At 66.6% G+C, this 17118-nt stretch carries 15 protein-coding genes; 10 read left to right on the top strand and 5 right to left on the bottom strand.

Annotated features, from left to right (window positions below; all coding sequences use genetic code 11):
* Positions 1 to 21 precede the first annotated feature (21 nt).
* Positions 22 to 1602: an MASE1 domain-containing protein gene (locus AC5P5M_RS08485; protein ID WP_065176206.1), complete on the top strand. Its 1581-nt coding sequence runs from the start codon at positions 22 to 24 to the stop codon at positions 1600 to 1602.
* A 39-nt stretch (positions 1603 to 1641) separates the two neighbouring features.
* Here AC5P5M_RS08485 and AC5P5M_RS08480 read toward each other — a convergent pair whose 3' ends face one another.
* Complete coding sequence (locus AC5P5M_RS08480) at positions 1642 to 2052, bottom strand: hypothetical protein (protein ID WP_227255205.1); 411 nt, start codon at positions 2050 to 2052, stop codon at positions 1642 to 1644.
* A gap of 358 nt (positions 2053 to 2410) precedes the next feature.
* Here AC5P5M_RS08480 and AC5P5M_RS08475 point away from each other — a divergent pair, with 358 nt between their 5' ends.
* A complete protein-coding gene (locus AC5P5M_RS08475; protein WP_111185685.1) occupies positions 2411 to 3754 on the top strand; it encodes a diguanylate cyclase in 1344 nt (447 codons plus the stop codon).
* 86 nt (positions 3755 to 3840) lie between these two features.
* Entirely contained in the window at positions 3841 to 4302 is a 462-nt protein-coding gene (locus tag AC5P5M_RS08470; RefSeq protein ID WP_053516564.1) for a bacteriohemerythrin, read from the top strand.
* Here the strand turns inward: AC5P5M_RS08470 and AC5P5M_RS08465 are convergent, their stop codons facing one another.
* Together AC5P5M_RS08465 and AC5P5M_RS08460 are read right to left on the bottom strand one after the other, a co-directional pair.
* A complete protein-coding gene (locus tag AC5P5M_RS08465) occupies positions 4303 to 5583 on the bottom strand; it encodes an MFS transporter (RefSeq protein ID WP_279941843.1) in 1281 nt (426 codons plus the stop codon).
* A gap of 149 nt (positions 5584 to 5732) precedes the next feature.
* The gene (locus tag AC5P5M_RS08460; RefSeq protein WP_495205760.1) at positions 5733 to 7229 is read right to left on the bottom strand and encodes an aldehyde dehydrogenase; all 1497 of its coding nucleotides are present in this window, start codon (positions 7227 to 7229) and stop codon (positions 5733 to 5735) included.
* 147 nt (positions 7230 to 7376) lie between these two features.
* Between AC5P5M_RS08460 and aptA the strand changes: the two genes are divergently transcribed.
* The 6 genes from aptA to AC5P5M_RS08430 all read left to right on the top strand — a co-directional run bounded on the left by aptA (position 7377) and on the right by AC5P5M_RS08430 (position 13612).
* Complete coding sequence (gene aptA, locus AC5P5M_RS08455) at positions 7377 to 8729, top strand: omega-aminotransferase AptA (RefSeq protein ID WP_111185729.1); 1353 nt, start codon at positions 7377 to 7379, stop codon at positions 8727 to 8729.
* Between the two features lie 63 nt (positions 8730 to 8792).
* Positions 8793 to 9671, top strand: coding sequence for a ParB N-terminal domain-containing protein (locus AC5P5M_RS08450; protein WP_445393737.1), 879 nt, complete (start codon positions 8793 to 8795; stop codon positions 9669 to 9671).
* Between the two features lie 115 nt (positions 9672 to 9786).
* Complete coding sequence (locus AC5P5M_RS08445) at positions 9787 to 11073, top strand: DUF445 domain-containing protein (RefSeq protein WP_445393738.1); 1287 nt, start codon at positions 9787 to 9789, stop codon at positions 11071 to 11073.
* A 276-nt stretch (positions 11074 to 11349) separates the two neighbouring features.
* Positions 11350 to 11664 (top strand): DUF3649 domain-containing protein, encoded by a 315-nt coding sequence (locus tag AC5P5M_RS08440; RefSeq protein ID WP_495205759.1) that lies wholly within the window; start codon positions 11350 to 11352, stop codon positions 11662 to 11664.
* Positions 11661 to 13289 carry a PepSY-associated TM helix domain-containing protein gene (locus tag AC5P5M_RS08435; RefSeq protein ID WP_128987830.1) on the top strand — a complete coding sequence of 543 codons (1629 nt, stop codon included), beginning with the start codon at positions 11661 to 11663 and terminating at the stop codon, positions 13287 to 13289. The genes AC5P5M_RS08440 and AC5P5M_RS08435 overlap by 4 nt, the downstream gene beginning before the upstream one ends.
* On the top strand, positions 13286 to 13612 hold the full coding sequence (locus AC5P5M_RS08430; RefSeq protein ID WP_065174727.1) for a DUF3325 domain-containing protein: 327 nt from the start codon (positions 13286 to 13288) through the stop codon (positions 13610 to 13612). Before AC5P5M_RS08435 ends, AC5P5M_RS08430 begins: the two co-directional genes overlap by 4 nt.
* Before the next feature lie 31 nt (positions 13613 to 13643).
* Here the strand turns inward: AC5P5M_RS08430 and rlmKL are convergent, their stop codons facing one another.
* Both rlmKL and AC5P5M_RS08420 read right to left on the bottom strand, forming a co-directional pair.
* Complete coding sequence (gene rlmKL / locus AC5P5M_RS08425) at positions 13644 to 15782, bottom strand: bifunctional 23S rRNA (guanine(2069)-N(7))-methyltransferase RlmK/23S rRNA (guanine(2445)-N(2))-methyltransferase RlmL (RefSeq protein WP_495205758.1); 2139 nt, start codon at positions 15780 to 15782, stop codon at positions 13644 to 13646.
* A 145-nt stretch (positions 15783 to 15927) separates the two neighbouring features.
* Complete coding sequence (locus tag AC5P5M_RS08420) at positions 15928 to 16455, bottom strand: hypothetical protein (protein WP_495205757.1); 528 nt, start codon at positions 16453 to 16455, stop codon at positions 15928 to 15930.
* 72 nt (positions 16456 to 16527) lie between these two features.
* On the opposite strand from AC5P5M_RS08420, the gene AC5P5M_RS08415 reads away from it, so the two are divergent.
* On the top strand, positions 16528 to 17094 hold the full coding sequence (locus AC5P5M_RS08415) for an N-acetylmuramoyl-L-alanine amidase (protein ID WP_111185735.1): 567 nt from the start codon (positions 16528 to 16530) through the stop codon (positions 17092 to 17094).
* Positions 17095 to 17118: the final 24 nt, after the last annotated feature.

Here is a 17118-nt window from a genome sequence, read left to right as displayed (position 1 = left end):
ACGAGCAAGGGAGGCTTGGGATTGAACTGGTGGAAGAACGATGTCGAGCTGAGCTTCCGGATACGCCCCATCGGACTTTTCATCGCTGGGATGTACGCCGTCACGTGCTGGGCCGCTCGTCAGGTCTCGCTCGACCAGTTTTACCTGCCGGCAGGCATACGGGTCGCTGCGCTGCTGCTCTGCCCTCCCCGCCTCTGGCCCTATCTGCTGCTTGGCGAATATGCTTACTTTGCCCAGATGCGATATCCACTCATCGGGAAGTATGGGCTGGCTTGGGTGATCCTGGGCTCCGTGTTCCTCATGCCAGCGGTAGCCTTGGTCGTGCGGGCGCATCGCAGATTCATGACCGCGACAACGGAGGGCTGGCTTCTCTCGATGGCGGTTTCCGCCGCGCTCATCGCCACCGCATTGAAACTGGGCTTGGCCCACCTGCTCTCCGAGAACCCGTCTTCCGTGCCATTTGCGACACGAGCTGTCCGCTTCGTGCTCGGTGATTACATCGCAATACTGACTGTCGCCCCACTCGCACTGCTCTGGATCCGGCGCCGGTCACTGTACGAGTGGAAGTTCTGGAAGCACGCGCCTACCGTAGCCGCATTGACACTACTGATATCACTGGGCGCATTCATGGCCTCGGGTGTCGAGCTCCCAGATGCCACCAAGACATCCCTGCAACTGGTGATGGCTTTGCCGGTTGTTGCCTTGACCTGCATCCATGGCTGGCGAGGAGCAGCTGTGGGTGTTCCGCTGTTGAACATAGTGATTGCAATGACAACACCAGCATCAGGACTGCCTGGTTCGTTCGACCAGCGAACATTCATGATGCAGCAGCTCATTGCCGTTGCAGGGACGGCGCTTCTTCTACTCGGTTCCCGCATCACTCAGCACTATCATCAGCATGCGCGCCATGATCTGGATGGGAGTCAGACGGCCAGACTTTCGAGAACTGCTCATATGGCCAGCGAACTCGATCTGAGGCAGCGGGCGCTTGATCTCAGGAAGATCGCAGACGGCGTCGAGAAATCACTGAACCAGACTGCCGATCTTCTGAAAATGCATGGACACCATGCACCTGCAATGGATCTGCTGCACACCTCGACGACACATTCACGCCAGTTCCGTGAACTCACAAGCCTGGTGTATCCAACCGAAGTCGAGCAGGTCGGGTTGTATGTTGCCCTGCAGGTCAGCGGCATCAGCGAAAACTGGGACCGGACCAGCAGGGTTGCGCTCCCCCGCATGACGGGCGACCCCTGCAGGCTGAGCATTGCACTGCAGCTTGCTGCCTATCGAACCCTTACCGAAACGGTCGCACTGCTGCTCAAACACGAACGGGGGCAGATCCAGATCCAAGCACGCTGCGGCAGCCTGCATGGTCAACAGGGCATCCTTATCAGTGCATCTCTGTTGGACAGAGATCGCCACTTGTCGCTGGAAACCGCAAAACTGATCGTCGAGCGCCTGAGTTCACGTGCACTGGCCTATGGCGGTAAAGTGCAGACACGTCAAAACCGCGTAAGAGTGCTACTGCAGGAAACGGCCACGGGTGCAACCCACGGCAGCACGCATGCAGCGTGGATTGCTCGCGCCGACATCACCTGACTCTCACTCATCCGCCTCGATCAAGGAAAAGATCATGCTTCAGCGACTCGTAGCCGGCAGTTCGATCGCCCACGTTGCGTTGCTACCAGCACCATAGACGACCAGCGAGAACTCGGCTTGCCTGAGTACCACATGCCGCTGGGACTTTTCCGGCAATGCCAGCCGCTGCGACGGCAATGACACGGTAATCGGACTTTTGCCGGCCGGGAGCGTCCAGAACGTGGTGTCAACCTTGCCGATTATCAGCAGGACCTGTCCGGAGAGGTCATTCACCTGATAATAGTTGATTCCCTCACGCTCGAACCCATACACCAGCCAGTTCGGATCTGCACTCAGATTCGTCGCTGCTGGACGGGACTCACCAAGCCCCGCCTGAGCCATATGTGTTCCGTTGTCGTCACTCGGGCAGCATGCCGCCTCGGCGACGGCAGGTGCGGACAACAGAGTCATTGCAGGCATCAAAAAACGCAGACCAGAGAAATTCACACTCACCCCCGTGTTCGGTTGGACAACGCCAGGCAAACTCACTTCGCCACCCCATGACTGGATGGGCTCTCGGCCTCGCTTGCGGGCTGCCTCAGCCGGACGGAGTCAACCTCAGGCCGCCAGCAGGGTGGCGCAGCCAGCATAACCATCATCCAGCACCAGCGCCACGAGCAGAACTTCCGCCACTCCGCTCGTCGGGCCCCGACACTGAACGTGTCGGCCGGCGTTCACGCGATGACAACGCATGCGGTACCACCACTAAAGTTACGGCCGAAACCGCCGCTACCCGTGCCAAGACTTCCCTGACGTGAGCCTCCGCATCATGCCCGTCCTGCCGCAGGCCGCCGTCGATGGCGACCTCGCCGATCCGCTTCCGCAGCGGATCCTGCTGGTCGAAAACTCCCGTGCCTTCACCGGCATGCTGCGCGAGGCGATCGAACAGCGCCTGGAGCTGCCCGTCGTGGTCGCTTCCACCCTGGCCGAGGCCGACCGCCTGCTCAATGAGAGCGGCGGCTGGTTCCTGGTCCTGACCGGCCTGGTTCTGGCCGATGGCGACAGGGACGCGGTGGTCGAATTCTTCCTGAAACGCGATCTGCCCACCGTGGTGGTCAGTGGCGTGTATGACGAGGATCTGCGCAAGCGCGTGCTGCAGCAGCAGATCATCGACTACGTCCTGAAGAACACGCCCGGCAGCATCGACTATCTGGTGTGGCTGGTGCAGCGCCTGGAACGCAACCGTCGCATCGCCGCGCTGGTGGTGGACGATTCGCCCTCGGCACGCGGCTATGCGGCCGCGCTGCTGCGCATGTACGGCCACGAAGTGTACGAGGCAGCCGATGGCAATGAAGGCCTGGCGGCGATCGAGTCCCATCCTGCGATCCGGCTGGCGGTGGTCGACCAGGAGATGCCCGGCATGCAGGGCGTGGAATTCACCCGCCGCCTGCGCACCCTGCGCTCGCGCGACAAGGTGGCGGTGATCGGCATTTCCGGCAATACCGACGCATCACTGATTCCGCGCTTCCTGAAGAACGGCGCCAACGACTTCCTGCGCAAGCCCTTCTCGCGCGAGGAATTCTTCTGCCGCGTGTCGCAGAACGTGGACCAGCTGGAGCTGATCGGCACCCTGCAGGATCTGGCCACCCGGGACTTCCTGACCGGCCTGCCCAACCGCCGCTGCTTCCTGGAACAGAGCCAGCGCCAGCTGCCCCAGCTGCAGACCCATGGCCAGAGCGTGGCGGTGGCGATGATCGACATCGATCACTTCAAGCACATCAACGATACGCACGGCCATGAGGCCGGCGATGACGCCCTGCGTGCCGTGGCCGGGGCGGTGGCCGTGCATGCGCGCAGCCAGGACTTGATCGCGCGCTTCGGCGGTGAGGAGTTCTGCCTGCTGGTGCCGGACATGGAGCAGGACGAGGCAATGCTCTACTTCGAGGAACTCCGCCAGCGCATCGCGGCGCTGGAAGTGGATATCGGCACCGCCACACTGCGCATGACCGTCAGCATCGGCCTGTGCTGCCTCCGCCCGCAGCGCGATGCGCTGCATCGCCTGATTTCCGAGGCCGACCGTCAGCTGTACCTGGCCAAAGCCGGTGGCCGCAACCGGGTCAGCTGCACCACCATGGGCAGCCCGCTGCGTCCGCGCGAGCCCGCCCTGCCCTGATCGATCCGCTTTGATCCAGATCAACGCTGCCTGCCGGCAGCAGCCCTACAGTCGGCCCCGACATCACGCATGAAGGGGAGCCGGGGATGGCATTACTGGTCTGGCAGGACGATCTGAACATCGGCATCGATGTGATCGACCAACAACACCGCCGCATCATCGAGATGCTCAATCACCTGCATGTGGCCCAGGCCAGCATGCAGCGTGCTGCTGTCGGCGAAGTGATCGACGAGGTGGTTGATTACACCATGTCGCACTTCGCGTTCGAAGAAGAGCTGATGGAGGAAGCCGGCTATCCGTTCTGCGCTGCCCACAAGCGCGTGCATGAGGTCTTCATCAAGCGCGTGGCCGAGTACCGGCTGCGGTTCCAGGCCGGTGAGGACATCAGCGACGAGCTGCGCACGATGCTCTCGCGCTGGCTGTTCAACCACATCCGCGGCGACGACCAGGCCTACGCCGAACAGGTCAAGTCACATCTGAACCAGTTCACCCGTGAACACCAGGGCGGGGGCTGGCTGGGCCGCACGCTCAAGCGGATTTTCGGCTGATCAGCGCACGCGACGCTGCAGTGCCACCAGTGCGGCCAACGTCGCAATCGCGGTCAGGCACAGGTAGTAGCCGACCGCGACCAGGCCGAAGCGCTCGGCCAGCCAGGTCGCCAGGTACGGAGCGGGCGCCGCGCCGAGAATGCCGGCCAGATTGAACGACAGCGATGCGCCGGTATAGCGCACTTCGACCGGATAGATCTCGGCCAGGAATGTGCCGCAGGGGCCATAGGTCAGGCCCATCAGGAACAGACCCAGGCACAGGAAGCCCAGCACCAGCCACGGGCTGCCGGGCTGGAACAACGGCGCAAACAGCAGGCCGAAGCCCAGGATCAGCAGGCTGGCCACGATCATCGTCCGGCGGGTGCCCCAACGGTCGCCGTAGCGCGCCGACAGCGGGATGCCCAGCGCGAAGAACAGCATGGCGGCCATCTGCATCAGCAGGAACTGCTCGCGGCTGTAACCGAGTACCGCCGTGCCATGGCCCAGGCTGAATACCGTCATCAGATAGAACAGCACGAAGGTGGCGAATGCGCCCAGCGTACCCAGCAGCATCGGCACGGGATGGTCGCGCAGCACCGTCCACATCGGCAGCCGCACCGGCGCTCTGCGTTCCAGCGCCTTCTGGAAGTCCGGCGTCTCATGGATGTTCAGGCGCACCCACAGGCCCAGCCCGACCAGCAATGCGCTGGCCACGAACGGAATACGCCAGCCCCACTGCAGGAAGTCGTCCTGCCCCATGCTTCGGCCCAGCACCAGGAAGATGCCTGCCGACAGCAGGAAACCGAGCGGCGCGCCCAGCTGCGGGAACATGCCGTACCACGCGCGCTTGCCCGGTGGTGCGTTCTCGGTTGCCAGCAGCACCGCCCCGCCCCACTCGCCGCCCAGCCCCAGCCCCTGGCCGAACCGGCACAGCGCCAGCAGCGCCGGAGCCCACAGCCCGATCTGCGCATGGGTCGGCAGCAGGCCGATTGCGACAGTCGACAGTCCCATGGTGAGCAATGCCGCGACCAGGGTGGCCTTGCGGCCGATGCGGTCGCCGAAGTGGCCGAATACCGCCGAACCCACCGGCCGCGCGATGAACGCCACGGCGAACGTGGCCAGGGATTGCAGCAGCGCGGCCTGGTCACTGCTTTCCGGAAAGAACAGATGCGGGAACACCAGCACCGCGGCGGTGGCGTAGATGTAGAAGTCGAAGAACTCGATGGTCGTGCCGATCAGGCTGGCCAGCAGTACACGGCGAGGGGAATTCACGGGTGACGCGGCAGCGGTGATCGTCGACATCGGCAAGGCAGGCAATCCGGATCGTCCGATTCTGCCACGCATGACCCGGCAGGCGTGACGATGGTTTCAGCCGACACGGATGCAGCCACACGCGATGCGATGTGTTCAGGGCGGTGGTGCCGCCACTCCCTTCGGGGCGCGACCCGCTGCTACAGCTGGATCCAGGTGGCCTTGATCTCGCTGTACTTGTCGAAGGCATGCAGTGATTTGTCGCGCCCATTGCCGGACTGCTTGTAGCCCCCGAAGGGGGCGGTCATGTCACCGCCGTCCCAGCCGTTGACCCAGACGCTGCCCGCGCGCAGCTGCCGCGCAACCCGGTGTGCCCGGCCCAGGTCCCGCGTCCACACGCCCGCCGCCAGGCCGTAGCGGCTGTCATTGGCCAGGCGCACCGCTTCGGCCTCGTCGTCGAAACCCAGCACCGCCAGCACCGGACCGAACACCTCCTCGCGCGCCAGGGCCTGTTCCGGCCGGACCTGGTCGAACACGGTCGGCTGCACGTAGCAGCCGCCTGCTTCCACCTCGGCGCGGCGTCCCCCCAGCAGCAGGCGCGCTCCGTCAGCTTCGGCCATGTCGATGTCCGCCAGTACCTTGTCCACATGCGCGGCATCGACGAGGGCACCCATCGGTGCGTCGGCCTCCAACGGGTGACGCGGCTGCATGCGCTGGCCATGGGCGATCACCCGATGCACGAACTCCTCGCGGATCGAACGCTGCACCAACAGCCGCGAGCCGGCGGTGCAGACTTCTCCCTGGTTGAAGAAGATGCGCTGCGCCACCCCCTTGGCCGCCCGCTCCAGGTCGGGCGCATCGGCAAACACGATATGCGGGCTCTTGCCGCCGCACTCCAGCCAGACCCGCTTCAGATTGGAGCGCCCGGCATGCTCGAGCAGCTTGGCGCCGGTGGCGGTGGAGCCGGTGAAGGCCAGCACGTCGACATCCCTGTGCAGCGCCAGCGGCTCGCCCACGCGGGCACCATCGCCCGGCAGAACGTTGAGCACGCCATCAGGCAGACCGGCCTCGCTGGCCAGCGCTGCCAGCCGCAACGCCGTCAGCGGCGAGCGCTCGGAAGGCTTGAGGATCACCGAATTGCCCATGGCCAGCGCCGGCGCGATCTTCCAGCAGGCCATCAGCAACGGGAAGTTCCACGGCACGATGGCGCCGACCACACCCGCAGGCTCACGCGTGACCAGGCCCAGCTCCTGGGGGCCGGTCGGTGCGATCTCTCCGTACAGCTTGTCCACCGCCTCTGCGGTCCAGGCCAGGCAACGCACCACGCCCGGCAGGTCGATGCGCCGTGCATCGCGCACCGGCTTGCCCATGTCCAGCGTTTCCAGCAGGGCCAGTTCGTCGGCATGCGCTTCCACCAGCGCCGCCAATGCCAGCAGCACGCGCTTGCGTTGCGCAGGGCTCACCTGCGACCAGTGGCCGGCCTCGAAGGCGCGCCGTGCCACCTGCACGGCACGCTCCACGTCCTGCGCGTCGCAGTCGGCGACGGTGCCAAGCACGCGGCCGTCGATCGGGCTGACGCAGTCGAAGCGGGCACCGCTGGCGGCATCCACGTAGCGGCCCGCGATGAAGGCCTGGCCGGGAATGGAGAGCTGGCCGGCCAGCGCCTGCCAGTGGCTGCGGTCGGGGAAATCGGCCATGACAGGATCCTGCAGTGCGTGTCGTTCCGGTTATACCGGTGCCGCCGCGACCTCGCCGTGACAGGCCATGCCCCGTGTGCACGGCGGGCATGGCCCGGGCGATGACGGCTGCGCTACAGTCCCTGCATCGGACCCGACGGAACCGGCATGAAGAACCCCGCGAGCGACGTGCACGAGCTGGCCATCCAGCGCCCCGACTCCCTGGAGGCGTACTGGATGCCCTTCACCGCCAACCGCCAGTTCAAGGGCGCGCCGCGCATGCTGGTACGGGCCGAAGGCATGCATTACGAAGACGTGGACGGGCGCCAGGTTCTCGATGGCACCGCCGGCCTGTGGTGCTGCAATGCCGGCCACGCCCGCCCGCGCATCGTCGAGGCGATTGTCGAACAGGCACGCACGCTGGATTACTCACCCGCCTTCCAGATGGGTTCGCCACCGGCATTCGCGTTGGCGCAGCGCCTGGCCGCGCTGGCTCCGGCCGGGCTCAACCACGTGTTCTTCACCAACTCGGGCTCCGAGGCGGTGGATACCGCAATGAAGATCGTGCTGGCCTATCACCGCCAGCGCGGCGAAGGCCAGCGTACCCGTTTCATCAGCCGCGAGAAGGCTTATCACGGTGTGGGCTTCGGCGGCATGGCGCTCGGCGGCCTGCCCAACAACCGCCGCCAGTTCGGCCTGCAGCTGGCGGGCGTGGACTATCTGCGGCACACCCTGGATCTGCAGCGCAACGCGTTCAGCAAGGGCCTGCCGCGCCAGGGCGCGGAACTGGCCGACGATCTGGAGCGGCTGATCGGCCTGCACGATGCGTCCACCATTGCGGCCGTGTTCGTCGAGCCCATCGCCGGTTCTGCGGGAGTGATCCTGCCTGCGCCCGGCTATCTGCAACGGCTGCGGGAGATCTGCGACCAGCACGGCATCCTGCTGGTGTTCGACGAGGTCATCACCGGTTTCGGCCGGGTCGGCATGCCGTTCGCCGCGCAGCGTTTCGGCGTCACGCCGGACCTGCTGACCTTTGCCAAGGGAGTCAGCAACGGCGCGGTTCCGCTGGGTGGCGTGCTGGCCAGCGATGCGGTGCACGCCGGCCTGATGCAGGGCCCGGCACAGGCCATCGAGCTGTTCCATGGCTATACCTATTCGGGGCACCCGCTGGCCTGCGCGGCAGCCCTGGCCACACTCGACGTCTATGCAGAGGAGCGCCTGTTCGAGCGCGCCATCGAACTGGGCGAGTACTGGCAGGAGAGGCTGCACGCCCTGCAGGGGCTTCCCAACGTGATCGACATCCGCAACTTCGGACTGGTCGGTGCGGTCGAGCTGGCCCCGCGCAAGGATGCTCCGGGCAGCCGTGGTCACGAGGTCTACCGGCGCTGTTTCCACGACGGCGGACTGCTGGTGCGCTGTACGGGCGACATCATCGCGCTGTCGCCGCCACTGATCGTGGACAAGCCCCAGATCGACCAGATCACCAGCACTCTGGGCGAGATGATCCGGGCCACCGCGTAAGCCCGGGCCGGCGACAGCAAGCAGGTACAATGGTCGGTTCCGTTCCTGCCCGTTGCCGTGCCCATGGACATCGTCGTCAAAGAAGAACTCAAGGCCTACATCGACCCGCTCACGCCCGACGAACATGAGGCGCTGGAGCGCAGCATCCTCGCCGAGGGCTGCCGCGATGCACTGGTACTGTGGGGCGATGTCCTGGTGGATGGCCATAACCGCTACGGCATCTGCCAGAAGCATGGCCTGCCGTTCAACACGGTGCAGAACAGCCGCTTCCAGAGCATGGAGGACGTGCACCTGTGGATGATCGAACAGCACCTGGGCCGCCGCAGCGTGTCCGATTTCCAGCGCGGCGTGCTGGCCCTGCGCAAGCGCGACATCCTGTCGGCACGCAAGCAGATCGAGCAGGCCCAGCTGCAACGCGAAAGCGATGGCACCGCCGCATCGGCCGACGATGCCGGTGAAGACAGCCCACCGTGGGAACCCGCGCCGAAAATCAGCCGTGCGGAACTGGCCCGCGAAGCGAAGCTGAGCACCAGCCAGGTCGGGATGATCGAACGCATTCACGCACAGGCCGCCGCCGAAGTCGTGGAAGCGGTCAAGGCTGGCGTGATCTCGATCAGCGCGGCCGCGGCCGTGGCCGACCTGCCCGAGGAAGAGCAGCGCGCGGCAGCCGCAGGCGGCAAGGACGAACTGAAGCAGGCCGCCAAGCGCGTACGCGAGTCCAAGCGCAAGCCGCGCGCGGCGAAGCCAGAACCGGCGGAAATGGCGTTCGATGAGCCCAGCGAGGACGAGATCGCCCTGCGCGATGCGGAAGTGCTGTCCGCGCTGGAGCAACTGGGTGAGGATGCGCCGGCGCTGCGCCGACGCGTCGTCGCGCTCACTCGCGAGAACGATGCCCTGCGCACGCAGCTGGCGGCATTGCGCAGGCAGCTGGAAGCGCTGTAACGAATGGGTAGCGCTGGGCGATGCCCGGCGAGCGCAGCGGGCCCTGAAAAGCCGCCGGGCATGGCCCGGCGCTACCGATGCGCCGGCATCATCCGGTGGCGGTTAGACTGCCGCCATGACGTCCGCAATCGATCCGCGCCGCGCCCAGCTGCGACGCCTGAAAGCCATCGCCCTGGGCCTGCTGGTGTTGATGTTGGCCGGTTTTGCGGTCAGCCACTGGCAGGGCGAGCGCGGCGCCTGGGCCTGGGTATCCGCCTTCTGCGAGGCGGCAGCGGTGGGCGCGCTGGCAGACTGGTTCGCGGTGGTCGCCCTGTTCCGCAGGCCGATGGGCCTGCCGATTCCCCATACCGCCATCATTCCGCGCAGCAAGGAGCGCATCGGCGACAGCCTGGCGCTGTTCGTGCGCGATCAGTTCCTGGAACCACAGGTGCTGCTGGCCAAGCTGAAGGTGTTCGATCCGGCTGGCCGTCTCGGCAGTTGGCTGGCCGAACCGGCACGCGCACGCATGCTGGCCGACATGGCACGCGGCTGGGCGTTGCAGGCACTGGACTTCTTCGATGAACGCGCCGTGCGCCGGCAGCTGCACACGTTCGTGGTGCAGCAGTTGCGACAGTGGAACGCGGCATCCACCGCCGGCGAGCTGCTTGCCCTGCTGACCGCCGACGGGCGCCACCAGCGTGTGCTGGACGAGGGCCTGCAGAGACTGGGACGCTGGCTGGAGCAGCCGGAAGTGAAGGAGCGCGCGTCGCAGCTGATCGTGCGCTACATCCAGCGCGAATGGCCGACGCTCTCAAGCACGGTGAACTGGGTGAAACCCATCGACGAGATCGGGGACAGCCTGGCCGAGCGGCTGGCACGCGCCGTGCTGGAGGAGCTGCAGCAGGTACTGGCCGAGCCGCAGCATCCGCTGCGGCAGGATTACGAGGCGTGGCTGGGCAACTACGTCCAGCGCCTGCGCGAAGACCCGGCGCTGGCCGAGCGCATCGAACAGCTCAAGCAGGAGATGATCGACCATCCTGCCCTGCAGGAGTACGTGCAGGGGCTCTGGGCACGCATCCACGCCAGTCTGCGCGCCGACCTGCAGCGCGAGGATTCGGCGCTGGTCGGCCACCTGCAGCGCAGCCTCGCCTCGCTGGGGATCACCCTGCAGTCCGACCCGGCACTGCGCGATGCACTGAACCAGCATCTGCTGGAAGGCGCACAGCGCCTGACCGGGCGACTGCGCGAGGGGGTCACCACGCACATCGCACAGACGGTCAGGGGCTGGGACGAGCGCCATCTGGTCGAGCAGCTGGAACTGAGCGTCGGCCGCGACCTGCAGTTCATCCGCTTCAACGGCACGCTGGTTGGCGGCCTGATCGGCCTGCTGCTGCACGCGGCAACGGTAGTGTTCCGCTTCTGAGCGGCGGGTCCACTGACCTGCTGCGTGGGCACGGAACGACTCCTCTTTCGTCACGTAGCCTTGATTAACAGAATGCGAATGCCTATCATTTACTGATCGGTGGTGCGCTTGGCCGCACGGGCAAGGAAGACCTGTCCGGTGCCCATGTACAGCCCTGACCTCCGGCTGCCCGTCTGCGCGGGCAGCGCTGCATTGATGGGACACGCTGGGCGACGTGCGCGGGGCGCAAGGGGGCCGCAGGCGCGTTCGATCCCCTCCCCGACCGACAGGACCGCCGTGGACCGCTCGCCCGCAACCGCCAGCTCCCGTGTTTTCTTCCGCAACCCGCGCTGGGGCATCCTGTCGCGCGCGCTGGCCGCGATCTTCGGTGGCTATGCGCTGGCCTCCATGACCGGCGTGTTCTGTGCCGTCGTCCTGCCGGGCGCGCGGGGCCAGACCGTGCTGACCGGCATGCTGCTGGCCATCCTGGTTGCCGCCTGTGCCGCGCTGTGGGCATTCGCCACCCGCAGTGCCCTGCGTGCGTGGATCGGCATCCTCGCCCCTGCCCTGCTGATGGCCGGCATCGCGCGGCTGATGGGAGCCTGGGCATGAAGAACGGATTCCGCCAGTCGATGGCCTGGCTGCACACCTGGACCGGCCTGCTGGTCGGCTGGCTGCTGCTGCTGATCTTCATGGCCGGTACCGCAAGCTACTACCGTGAAGAGATCAGCCGCTGGATGCGCCCGGAACTGCCGGCCAGCACCGTCAGCATCGATGTGGCCGCGCAACGCAGCGTGGACTACCTGCAGGCCCATGCGGGGCAGGCCCAGACCTGGTTCGTGACCCTGCCACAGCCGCGCAACCCGGCCATGCAGCTGTTCTGGCGCCTGCCACCCGAGCTGGCCGATCCAAGCCGTGGCCGACGCGGTGCCTTCGGCGATGCCACGCTCGACCCGAACACCGGCGACGAACTGAACGCCCGCCAGACGCGCGGCGGAGATTTCTTCTACCGCCTGCATTTCGACCTGCACTACATCCCGGTGCTGTGGGCCCGTTACCTGGTCGGCTTCTGCGCCATGTTCATGCTGGTGGCCATCATCACCGGGGTGATCACCCACAAGAAGATCTTCAAGGACTTCTTCACTTTCCGCAAAGACAAGGGCCTGCGCTCCTGGCTGGATTTCCACAATGTCAGCGCGGTGATGGCGCTGCCCTACCACGCGATGATCACCTACACGGGCATCGTCACCCTGATGATCATGTACCTGCCCTGGGGCGTGAAAGTGGCCTACCCGCAGGATGAGGACAAATTCTTCAGCGAAGCCTTCGGTGGCCTGCCTGAAGTAACCGCGCCGGCCGAAGGCCGCGCCGCGCCGCTGCCGATCGCCCGCCTGCTGGACGATGCGCGCGCCCACTGGCATGGCGCCGAAGTGGCCGGCTTCACCGTGTCCAATCCGGGCGCGCGCAACGCGGTCATCGACATCCGCCAGCGTGACGGAAAGCGCCTTTCCATTGACACGCCTTCGCTGCGTTACGACATGGTGGACGGCAGGCTGCTGGAACAGACCCCGGCCTCCGGTGGTGCCACCGCCACCCGTGGCGTGCTGTATGGCCTGCACTTGGCGCGCTTCGCCGACTGGGGGCTGCGTGCGCTGTTCTTCCTGTCCGGCCTGGTCGGCTGCCTGATGGTGGCCAGTGGCGTGGTGCTGTGGGCAGTGAAGGAACGACCGAAGCACGCCAAGAGCGGGCGCACCGGCTTCGGCCTGCGCCTGGTCGATGCGTTGAACATCGGTACCGTGGCCGGCCTGCCGATCGCCTTTGCCGCCTACTTCTGGGGCAATCGGCTGCTGCCGCTGGATCTGGCCGATCGCTCCAATGCCGAAGCCAACGTGTTCTTCTATGCGTGGGGCGGCGCCCTGCTGGCCGCGTTCGTCTGGCCGAAGCGGGTGATGTGGACGTGGCAGCTGTACCTGGGCGCAGCCGCATTCGCGCTGGTTCCGGTGGTCAACGCGCTGACCACCCACGCCCATCTGGGCATTACCCTGCGCAGCGGCGACTGGGTGCTGGCGGGCTTCGACCTGTCGATGATCGCCTTCGGTGCGATGCTGGCGCTGTGCGGCTGGCGCATGCAGCGCTGGACGCCACCGCTGTCTGCGGCCGAGAAGAAAAAACGTGCCGCAGCAACCGTTGCGCCCAGGGCACCGACCGAAGCCACCGAAGTGGAGGCCAGCGCATGATGCTGCTGGCGCTGGCGCTTTCCTTCTCCGCGTTCACCGCATTGTCGCTGGCAATGGAAAGGCACCAGCACGATCTGCACGGCAAAGCCGCCGTTCCGGCACGGCGCGCCCAGTGGCGGGTGCTGGGCTGGTCGCTGCTGGCGGTCACCTTCGCCCTGTGCGTTGCCGACCATGGCTGGGCCATGGGCCCGGTGCAGTGGCTGGGCGTGATGACGGTGGGCGGCGTGACGCTGTCGTTCGGGCTGTATCCCTACCGCCCGCGGTGGATCGTGCCGCTGGCGATCACCCTGCCGTTGCTGGGCCTGGTGGTGGCGCTGGCATAGCCGGTAGCGCCGGGCCATGCCCGGCGAACCTTCAACCCAGACGCTTCAACTCCCACGCACGGTGGATGCGTGCGTTGCGCTCGAAGTCCGGACCGATGGTACGCGCAGTGATCTCACGGCACTGGGCGAACTCGGCGATCGCGTTCTCTTCCAGCTTGAAACGGCGGAAGTTGTTGGAGAAGTACAGAACGCCTGCCGGTGCCAGCCGTGCCACCGCTGCACGCAGCAGCCGCAGCTGCTCGCGCTGCACATCGAAATCATCGGCGCGGGCGGAGTTGGAGAACGTCGGCGGATCGCAGAAGATCACATCGTACTGTCCGCGGTCGGCTTCCAGCCAGGCCATCGCATCGGCCTGCACCAGAAGATGCTGGTTGCCGCCCTGACCATTCAGGGCCAGGTTGTCGTAGCACCATTGCAGGTAGGTAGCGGACAGGTCGACGCTGGTGGTGCTGGCCGCGCCGGCCACGGCTGCCTGCACGCTGGCCACGCCGGTGTAGCAGAACAGGTTGAGGAAGCGCTTGCCACGCACCTGCTCGGCCATCATCCGGCGCAGCGGACGATGGTCCAGGAACAGGCCGGTATCGAGATAGTCGAACAGGTTCACCTGCAGCAGCGCATGATTCTCGCGCACCACCACGAACTCGTCGCGCTGCTCGAGACGGCCGTACTTGCTGCCGCCCTTGCCACGCTCGCGTGACTTCATCGATACCTGTTCGGGCGGCACGCCGAATACCTCACGCGCGGCGGCCAGCAGTTCGTTGCGGCGGCGGCGCACGTCGTTCTCGGGAATCGCCGCCGGTGCAGCGTATTCCTGCACGTGCAGGAAGGTACGGCGCTGTCCACCGTCCTCTTCGTAGACATCGATGGCCGCCGCGTATTCCGGCAGGTCCGCATCGTAGGCGCGGAAGCAGGTGATGTCCTCGCGCGCGCGCCAGCTCTTGAACTTCTTCAGGTTCTTGCGCAGGCGGTTGGCCACCATCTGCGCACCTTCGCTCAGCTCCCGCGGCTGTGCCGGATCACGCCCCGGCACCGCGATCGGGTCGCAGACGATCAGCGCGCATTCCAGCGCGCCATTGAACATCTGGTACTTCTTGGCCGCACGAAGACCCGTGGCGAAGGCCAGCTCGTCGTTGCCGCACAGCAGGCTGGCGCGCCACTGCGGCACCGCCTTCTGCAGCGCGTTGCCCAAGGCGCGGTACAGCGCCGGATCGGCGGCCAGGCGCTCGTCGTAGGGCGGGTTGCAGACCACCGCACCGATCTCCTGCTCCGGCGAGGTGAGCTCGGATACGTCGGCGCGGGTGAAGCGGATGGCGTGGGCCACGCCCGCCACTTCGGCATTCTCGCGTGCCGCTTCGATCGCCGTCGGATCGATGTCGCTGCCGTGGATCACCGGCTTCAGCGCGGCCAGGCCGGTGGCCTCGCGCTCGCGCGCCTCGCTCTGGATCGCCTTCCAGGCCACCTTGTCGAAGCCCAGCCAGCGGCTCGGCGGCAGGCTGCCGTGGCGCATCAGGCCCGGCGCGACGTCGGCCGCCATCAGCGCGCCTTCGATCAACAACGTGCCGCTGCCGCACATCGGGTCCAGCAGGCCACCACCGGCGGCATGCAGACGCGGCCACTGCGCCCGCAGCAGCAACGCGGCCGCCAGGTTCTCCTTCAGCGGCGCTTCGTGCGCGGCCCCCCGCCAGCCACGGCGGTGCAGCGGGCCGCCGCCGAGGTCGATCGACAGCGAGGCACGTCCCTTGCGCAGCGACAGGTTGACGCGCACATCCGGCAGATCGGTGTTGACCGACGGCCGCTCCAGGCCCTCATCGCGCATGCGGTCGACGATGGCGTCCTTGATCCGCTGCGCGGCAAAGCGGGCGTGGGTGATCTTGTCGCCGGACACATGCGCATCCACCGCCAGGGTCATCTCCGGCTTGATGTGCTCATGCCACGGCAGCGCACGCACGCCGTCATACAGCGCCTGCTCGTCGGGGCATTCGAACTCGTCGATCGGCCACAGCACGCGGCTGGCCAGGCGTGACCACATCACGATCCGCAGCGCCTGCTCCAGCTCGCCCTCGGCATTGACGCCGGCAATGGTGGCAGTGGCCTTGTCCAGGCCCAGGGCCGACAGTTCATCGGCAAGCAGGTATTCCAGGCCCTTGGCGCAGGAGACGAAGAATTTCACGGGATCGGTTCGCAGGTGGTCGGGCGCGGCAGGGGAGCCGCGCCAGTCGGAAAGGAGGGCCGTGGGCACGGCCGGCAGGCCCGCGCCGGGGGCGGCGGGGCTGCCATTGTAGTCAATGCGGGCCGGCGCGCCGTGCGCCCCGGCTTCACAGTTGGCGCAGCAGGCGCTCGAAGGCGTGTGCGGATGCCTCCACGTGCCGCTCCAGGCGGTGGCCATCGTCCACCAGCAGCAGCTGTGCCGAGCGCGCCTGCGCCCAGGCGATCACCCCGGCGGCAGGCACAACATCATCGTGCCAGGCCTGGACCACGGTGGTGGGGACCGCTGCGGCGTCCAGCGCCGGCATGGGCCCCATGGTGGTCGGCGGGACCATCAGGAACAGGCCCGCCACCGGTACCTGCAACGAGGCGATCGCAGAGATGTAGGCGCCCAGGCTGGAACCCGCCAGCACCAGCGGCCCTTGTGCCGACGCATGTGCAGCGCGTTCCAGCAGGCGCTGCAGACGCCCCGGCACGTCACCGACGCGGCTCACTTCGCTCATCGCGTCCAGATCGGTGTAGTCCGGCCGCTCATGGGTCCAGCCCAGGCGCTGGGCGACCTCGGCCAGTGCCGTGACCTTGGTGGCCTCCGGCCCGCTCTCGAAGCCATGGGAGAGGATGCAGTGACCGCGGCTCACGCGCACGCTCCGCAGGCGCGCGCCGACAACGAAAGAGAATGCAGGTTCATTGCGCAATGCTAGCATCGCCGCATGCCCAACCCGCTCCTGCCCGGCCTGCTGCTGCAGCCCCTGCCCTATCACGACCTTCTGCCGCTGCGCGCGCCGGACACGCTGGAGATGGTGGTGATCCACTGCACCGAGCTGCCCGACCTGGCCACGGCCCGTGCCTATGGCGAGCGGGTGCTGTACGACAGCGGCGCCGGCAACAGCGGCCATTTCTACATCGACCGCGACGGCAGCGTCGTGCAGTACGTGGCCCCTGAGCGCGTGGCCCACCACGTCCGCGGCATGAACGCACGGACGCTGGGCATCGAGCTGGTCAACAGCGGGCGCTACCCCGACTGGTTCGACAGCCGTCACCAGGCGATGGACGAGCCGTACACCGAGCCGCAGCTGCAGGCCCTGGAACAGCTGCTGCTGGCCTTGGTGGCGCGCTACCCGTCACTGCAGCGGATCGCCGGCCACGACCAGCTGGACCGGGAACAGGTGCAGGCCAGTGACGATCCGACGTTGAGCGTGGCCCGCAAGCGCGATCCGGGGCCGTTGTTTCCGTGGGCTCGGATGCTGGCGAAGGTGCCCCTGCAATCGATCGGGTAACCGGCAGGACTGCCGCCTGAAGGG

The sequence above is a fragment of the Stenotrophomonas sp. YJH_SMC_106-19 genome, assembly GCF_059368375.1.
The sequence above is the reverse complement of the archived record's forward strand: the minus strand, read 5'-3'. Positions and strand labels throughout refer to the sequence as shown.